The organism is Paracoccus sp. MKU1 (genome assembly GCF_001447385.1).
In the GTDB taxonomy this organism is placed as follows: Bacteria; Pseudomonadota; Alphaproteobacteria; order Rhodobacterales; family Rhodobacteraceae; genus Paracoccus.
In genome coordinates this window covers 1-5,992 of the sequence record NZ_LLWQ01000097.1, presented here as the reverse complement: position 1 = coordinate 5,992, position 5,992 = coordinate 1, and the positions used below count along the sequence as shown (strand labels likewise).

General features: G+C 69.8%; 9 protein-coding genes. 7 read left to right on the top strand and 2 right to left on the bottom strand.

Annotated features, from left to right (window positions below; translation table 11 throughout):
- The 5 genes from AQY21_RS06295 to AQY21_RS06275 form a co-directional block, all read left to right on the top strand.
- Positions 1-704, top strand: a 704-nt coding sequence (locus AQY21_RS06295; RefSeq protein ID WP_058096906.1) for an HpcH/HpaI aldolase/citrate lyase family protein, incomplete at its 5' end; no start/stop codon positions are given.
- The gene (locus AQY21_RS06290) at positions 704-1,405 is read left to right on the top strand and encodes an alpha/beta fold hydrolase (protein ID WP_058096905.1); all 702 of its coding nucleotides are present in this window, start codon (positions 704-706) and stop codon (positions 1,403-1,405) included. The genes AQY21_RS06295 and AQY21_RS06290, both read left to right, overlap by 1 nt.
- Complete coding sequence (otnK, locus tag AQY21_RS06285; protein WP_058096904.1) at positions 1,399-2,613, top strand: 3-oxo-tetronate kinase; 1,215 nt, start codon at positions 1,399-1,401, stop codon at positions 2,611-2,613. Before AQY21_RS06290 ends, otnK begins: the two co-directional genes overlap by 7 nt.
- Positions 2,610-3,263, top strand: a complete 654-nt coding sequence (locus AQY21_RS06280) for an aldolase (RefSeq protein ID WP_058096903.1) — start codon at positions 2,610-2,612, stop codon at positions 3,261-3,263. Before otnK ends, AQY21_RS06280 begins: the two co-directional genes overlap by 4 nt.
- On the top strand, positions 3,260-4,024 hold the full coding sequence (locus AQY21_RS06275) for a hydroxypyruvate isomerase family protein (protein ID WP_058096902.1): 765 nt from the start codon (positions 3,260-3,262) through the stop codon (positions 4,022-4,024). Before AQY21_RS06280 ends, AQY21_RS06275 begins: the two co-directional genes overlap by 4 nt.
- Before the next feature lie 74 nt (positions 4,025-4,098).
- Here the strand turns inward: AQY21_RS06275 and AQY21_RS06270 are convergent, their stop codons facing one another.
- Entirely contained in the window at positions 4,099-4,656 is a 558-nt protein-coding gene (locus AQY21_RS06270; RefSeq protein WP_058096901.1) for a succinylglutamate desuccinylase/aspartoacylase family protein, read from the bottom strand.
- Positions 4,653-4,772 carry a succinylglutamate desuccinylase/aspartoacylase family protein gene (locus AQY21_RS29310; RefSeq protein WP_203416417.1) on the bottom strand — a complete coding sequence of 40 codons (120 nt, stop codon included), beginning with the start codon at positions 4,770-4,772 and terminating at the stop codon, positions 4,653-4,655. Before AQY21_RS29310 ends, AQY21_RS06270 begins: the two co-directional genes overlap by 4 nt.
- A gap of 170 nt (positions 4,773-4,942) precedes the next feature.
- Here AQY21_RS29310 and AQY21_RS06265 point away from each other — a divergent pair, with 170 nt between their 5' ends.
- Together AQY21_RS06265 and AQY21_RS06260 are read left to right on the top strand one after the other, a co-directional pair.
- The gene (locus AQY21_RS06265) at positions 4,943-5,491 is read left to right on the top strand and encodes a hypothetical protein (protein WP_058096900.1); all 549 of its coding nucleotides are present in this window, start codon (positions 4,943-4,945) and stop codon (positions 5,489-5,491) included.
- Between the two features lie 151 nt (positions 5,492-5,642).
- Positions 5,643-5,992: hypothetical protein (locus AQY21_RS06260; protein WP_058096899.1), on the top strand; the 350-nt coding region annotated here is incomplete at its 3' end.

Here is a 5,992-nt window from a genome sequence, read left to right as displayed (position 1 = left end):
CTGAGGGGATCGGGCATACCGGGGTCCATGCGGTGACGGTCGACATGCAGCACGGGATGCTGGGACGCACCGAGGCGCTGCACATGCTGCAAGCCATTTCCGGCACCCCGGCGATCCCGCTGGTGCGGGTGCCGGCGCTGGACGGGCCGACGCTGATGCATGTGCTGGACTGCGGCGCCTATGGCGTGATCTGCCCGATGATCTCGACCGCCGCAGAGGCTGCCGCGCTGGTGCGCGCCTGCCGCTATCCGCCGCATGGCAACCGCTCCTTCGGTCCGTCGCGCGGGCTGCTCTATGGCGGGGCGGACTATGTGGCGCGGGCGGATGCCGAGATCATGGTCATCCCGATGATCGAGACCGCCGAGGCGGTCGAGAACATCGACGCCATCCTGGCGGTGCCGGGGATCGACATGATCTATGTTGGCCCGAACGACCTGGCCTTTGCGCTGGATGGGGCTGTCGGTGCCGAGCGCAGCCGCTCCGAGGCGGCGATCGGGCATGTGCTGGCCCGGGCGCGGGCGGCCGGCATTCCCGCCGGGATCTTTTGCGCCGACGGGACCGATGCGGCAAGGCGCGCGGCGCAGGGCTTTGCGCTGGTGACGCCGGGCAACGATTTCGGCACGCTGACCCGCGCGACACGCGCGGCGGTGGCCGAGGCGCTGGACCGGCAGGCCAAGCCCGCCGCCGCCTCGGGAGGTTATTGATGATGGGCGGGCAATGGTGGCTTCTTCCCGGCACGCTCTGCACGGCCGAGGTCTTCGCGCCGTTGCTGGCCGAGTTGGGGGTGTCCCAGCGGGATTGCCGGGTGGTGCGGCTGGATCGCCCGGCCGTCGAGGATTACGCGGCCGAACTGGCCGCCATCCGGCCGGGAGATGTCGTGCTGGGCTTTTCGCTGGGCGCGATCCTGGCGGCGCATCATCTGGACCATATTCGGGCCGGCGCGGTCATCCTGTTGGCGGTCAATCCCTTTCCCGACTTGCCCGAGAAACGCTCGGCCCGGCTGGCCATGCTGGAACGGGCCCGGCAGCGGGGCGCACCGGCGGCGCTGGCCGAGGGGCTTTCGTCCCAGCTGGGCGCCGGGGCGGCGGACCGGCCCGAGATCCGGCAGCGCATCCTTGCCATGGCCGAGGAGGGCGAGGCGGTTCTGGAGGCCCAGACCCTGCTGGCCCTGTCGCGGCCGGGCGCCGGGCGGATGATCGCCGAAACCCGGGCAAGGGTGCTGTTCCTCAGCGGCGGCGCCGATCCCACCGCGCCGCCGGAGCGCGCGGCCAGCGCCGCGGAGCTTGGCGGCCACCGCTTCCAGATGATCGAGGGCGCCGGCCATTACCTGCCGCTGGAGGCCCCCGTGGCCTGTGCGCGGCATATCCGGGATTTTCTTGAAACGGGCGGGGCTTCGCCATGCTGATAGGCGCCATCGGGGACGATTTCACCGGCTCGGGCGATCTGGCGAACATGATCGCGCGGGCCGGGCTGGAAACCCGGCTTTATGCCGGCAACCTGCCCGCAAGCGCCGGGACCGAGGCGGCGGCCGTCGTCGCGCTCAAGACCCGCACGCTGCCGGTGGCCGAGGCCGTCGCGCAATCCCGCGCCGCGGTCGGCTGGCTGAAGCGGCAGGGGGCCGAGCGCATCCTGTTCAAATATTGCTCGACCTTCGATTCCACGCCGCGGGGCAATATCGGCCCGGTGGCCGAGGCGCTGGCCGACGACCTGGGTGCGGGCAAGGTGCTGTTCGTGCCCAGCTTTCCCGAAACCGAGCGCACGGTCTATCAAGGCCATCTGTTCGTCGGCGACCGGCTGCTGTCGGAAAGCCCGCTGGCCGAGCATCCGCTGACGCCGATGACCGACCCCGACCTGCGCCGCTGGCTGGGCCACCAGACCCGGCAGCCCGTGGCCCATCTGCCGCTGGCGGCCTTGCGCGGGCCGGATGCCGCCGGGACCCTGGCGCGGCTCGACGGCCGCTTCGTCATCGCCGATGCCATCGACGACGGCGATATCGACCGGCTGGGGCTGTTGGCGCGCGATGCGGCGCTGGTCACCGGCGGCTCGGCCATCGGCGCTGGTTTGGCCCGCGCATTGGGGGCCGACGGGCCGGCCTATCGGTCGTGGACCGGCTCGGACGGACCGGCGGTCCTGCTATCGGGCAGCTGCTCGGCGGCGACGCTGGGACAGATCGCCGCCTATGCCGGGCCCAAGCGCCTGCTGGGTGTGGACGAGGCGCTGGCGGCGGACGGCGATGCCATCCGCGCCATGGCGGATTGGGCGCTGGCACAGCCCGAGCCGGCGCTGATCGCGGCCTCGCAGCCGCCCGAAATGGTTCGCGCCGCGCAGCGTGCCCATGGCCGCGAGCGCGTTGCCGGCGCCATCGAGGACGTATTCGCCCGGCTCGCGCGGCTGCTGCGGGACAAGGGCGCCACCCGCTTCGTCGTCGCCGGCGGCGAGACCTCGGGCGCGGTGGCCACCGCGCTCGGCATCGCCAGCTTCGATGTCGGCCCCGAGATCGCGCCCGGCGTGCCGGCCCTTGCGGCGGGTCCGCTGCGCCTGGCGCTGAAATCCGGCAATTTCGGCGGGCCCGACTTCTTCGCCCGGGCGCTGGCCGTGCTGGAGGCCGCATGACCGAGGAAACCCGGCTGCGCGAGCGCCTTTGCATGCTCGCGCGCTCGATGTTCGAGCGTGGGCTGACGCATGGCTCGACCGGCAATATCTCGGCCCGGACGCCGGATGGCGGGCTGCTGGTCAGCCCGACCGGGACCAGCTTCGGCCGGCTGGACCCCGCGCGGCTGGCGCGGTTCGACGCGCAGGGGCGGCAGATCGGCGGCGACGCCCCGACCAAGGAAATGCCGCTGCACAGCGCCTTCTATCAGACCCGCAAGCGGGCGGGGGCGGTGGTGCATCTGCATTCCTGCCACTCCGTCGCGCTTTCGGTGCTGCCCGATGCCGATGCCGACAGCTTCCTGCCGCCGCTGACGCCCTATGCCTTCATGCAGCTGGGCCGGGTCCGGCTGCTGCCCTATTTCCGGCCCGGCGATCCGGCCATCGGCGATGTGGTGCGCGGGCTGGCGGGCCGGCGTTCGGCGGTGATGCTTGCCAATCACGGCCCGGTCGTCGCCGGCCTCGACCTCGAGGCCGCCTGCAACGCCATCGAGGAGCTCGAGGCGGCGGCGCGGCTGGCGCTGCTGCTGCGCGGGACCATGCCGAACCGGTTGACACCGGCGCAAGTCGATGAGCTGGTGCGGCTGCACGACATCGCCTGGGGGGACGAATGACGCGGTTTTCGGCCAATCTGGGCTTTCTCTGGGCCGATCTGCCGCTGCCGCAGGCGATCCGCGCCGCCCATCGCGCCGGTTTCGATGCGGTGGAATGCCATTGGCCCTACGAAGTGCCCGCCGCCGATCTGGCCGCTGCGCTGGCCGAGACCGGCTTGCCGATGCTGGGCCTGAACACCCGGCGCGGCCGGCCGGGCGAGAACGGCCTGGCCGCCTTGCCCGGCCGCGAGGCCGAGGCCCGGGCCGAGATCGGGCGCGCCATCGATTATGCTGCCGGCATCGGCTGCGGCGCGGTCCATGTCATGGCGGGCTTTGCCGAGGGGCAGGTGGCCGAGCGCGTCCTTCTGGCCAATCTGGACCATGCCTGCCGGCTGGCGCGCCCGCATGGCATCACCATCCTGATCGAGCCGCTCAACCGCTACGACGCGCCCGGCTATTTCCTGACCGGCTCGGAGCAGGCGGCCCGGATCATCGAGGCGGCCGGGCATGACAACCTGCGATTGATGTTCGACTGTTACCACATGCAGATCATGGAGGGCGACATCACACGTCGGCTGCGAACGCATCTGGACATCCTCGGCCATGTGCAGATCGCCTCGGTTCCCGACCGTGGCCCGCCGGATCACGGGGAACTGGACTATCGCCATGTCTATGCCGTCCTGGAGGAACTGGGCTGGACGCGGCCCCTCGGCGCCGAATACCGGCCCGAAGGCCCCACCGGTGAAACCCTCGGCTGGCTCAGCGCATGCATTTCCGGGTGATCCCCCGGCCGGTCCCGGGGATCCAACCCTATAAAATCCCACTGCATGCCAGCGTGTTCAGTGATTCACGCTGATCATGAGCATGCGAGACAAGCGATACTTCTGCCTGAGCGCGCAGCAGATGCAGCGCCTTCGGCCCGTTCGTCGGGAAAAATAGTCCCCCGGACTGTTTTGCGATCCTCCTCACTTTCCAAGGTGGGGGACGTACTCGATCCGACGATCGCAAGGTGCTGAGTAACCGCCCGATTGTTACCGCGACGACTGTGCCTTGATGCTGGCGATGAGAGCGTGATCATCGATAAAGTCATCAAGGAACACATGCCGCCGAGTTCGCAGGAGATCATGGCGCAGCCGGCCGCCAGCGCGGCGCCGTCCAGGTCACCCCCGATGCTGCCCAGGCCCACGACCATGGTCCAGGGCAGGCCGAAGGCGCGGGCCAGCGCCGCGCCGCGCCGATCCTGGGCCGGATCGCCGGTCAGCGTCAGATAGGCGGCGTCGAGGTAATTCGTCGTGCCGCCGCCGGAATGCAGGTCGATCACCAGCCCGGCGCGCGGCAGCAGGTGGCGGTTCAGGAAGCCCGCCAGCGCCCGCGTCGGCCCCTGTCCCGTCGCGCCGGGGAACACCCGGTTCATGTTGCCGCCATCACCGCCGGCATGTTCAGCGCTGGCACGAGGATCAGGCGGCCGGCGACATCCTGCGGCTCAAGCGCCTCGGACAGCCGGCGGGCGATCAGTTTCCGAAACCGCAAGGAAGCGGGTGGTCAAAACCAGCCCGGCGCGCAGGAACTATGTGCCCCTGCACCGCAGATAAGCGCATCATGCCAATAAAGCCCGGCCCAACAACAGAGCCGCGGGCAACGGCCATATCGACAGCAGGGCGCGGCGGATGCCATAGTCGGAGCCGGAAGGAGAAAGGCCCATGCATGACGAGCATGGCCGGGCCGATGCGGCGCGCAATGTCGCGTCGCCGGAACGCCGATGCGTCGACCGCACCGAGCGGCAATTGTCCCGGCACTATTTGGAGGCTCAATATGTCTTCGTCCAGTTCTTCACGGAACATCTGGCCGATTGCAACGAGGCTTTCGGCAACGACCTGGGCGAGATGCTGGTCCTGGCGGTCCTGGGGCAGCGGCGGCTGCATGCGGCCCTCCAGCCCAGCCAGGACGACGAGGACGAGACGCGGCGCGCCTGCATGAGCGCATCGCGCATCGCCGACGTGGCGCGGATGCCGCGCCAGACGGTGCGGCGCAAGCTGGCCTCTCTCCATGCGAAAGGCTGGATCGAAAACGACCCTGCGCATGGCTGGCATATCCCCCATCCCGACAGCCACTCGCCCGCAAGGGATGGGCTGCGCGGGCTTGAACAGCGTGGCTATGCGCGCCTGGCGCGGCTTTATACGCAACTTGGCCTGCTGCTCGAGACGGCCCGGGACGAGGATGCCGAGGGGGATCCCGCCTGCTCAAAATGAGCAGGCCGGCCATCGTCTCGGCCCCGGCATGGGCGCATAGTGACCGCAAGCGAAACAACTAGCGGTCGATATGACTTTGCCTTTCCCATCATTTCCAGACCGGCGTCCGTACTGCCGTGCTGCGGCCAGGCCGGTTCTGGTCGCCCTGCTCTTGACCGTTCCGGGCCTTGTTCCGGCGGGGTTCGATCAGGCTCTTGCCCAGGGCATCGCGGATGCGCAGCCCTTTTCCGGCCGGGCGATAGACAGCATCAGCATCCGCATCACCAATCCGCTTGCCGATTCTGCCTTCAACAGCCGGGTCGAGGACGGCGTACGCCGGGCGCTGCGGCTGTTCCCGGGCAGCAGCTATTCGGACGAGCAGGTCACGCTGGCCCTTGGCGCTGCCAAGCGCATTGCGGGCATCGCCGCTCTCGATCACGAGACCTTGCCGTCAGCCGCGGGCGGCGTCGATCTGGCCATCCTGATCACCCTGCGGGACGATACGCAGCCGGATGCGGGCCG

Excerpts from the sequence above, each read along its gene's own strand:
- AQY21_RS06275 (WP_058096902.1), top strand. The coding sequence starts at position 3,260 with ATGACGCGGTTTTCGGCCAATCTGGGCTTTCTCTGGGCCGATCTGCCG.
- AQY21_RS06270 (WP_058096901.1), bottom strand. The coding sequence starts at position 4,656 with ATGAACCGGGTGTTCCCCGGCGCGACGGGACAGGGGCCGACGCGGGCG.
- AQY21_RS06265 (WP_058096900.1), top strand. The coding sequence starts at position 4,943 with ATGCATGACGAGCATGGCCGGGCCGATGCGGCGCGCAATGTCGCGTCG.
- AQY21_RS06290 (WP_058096905.1), top strand. The coding sequence starts at position 704 with ATGATGGGCGGGCAATGGTGGCTTCTTCCCGGCACGCTCTGCACGGCC.
- otnK (WP_058096904.1), top strand. The coding sequence starts at position 1,399 with ATGCTGATAGGCGCCATCGGGGACGATTTCACCGGCTCGGGCGATCTG.
- AQY21_RS06280 (WP_058096903.1), top strand. The coding sequence starts at position 2,610 with ATGACCGAGGAAACCCGGCTGCGCGAGCGCCTTTGCATGCTCGCGCGC.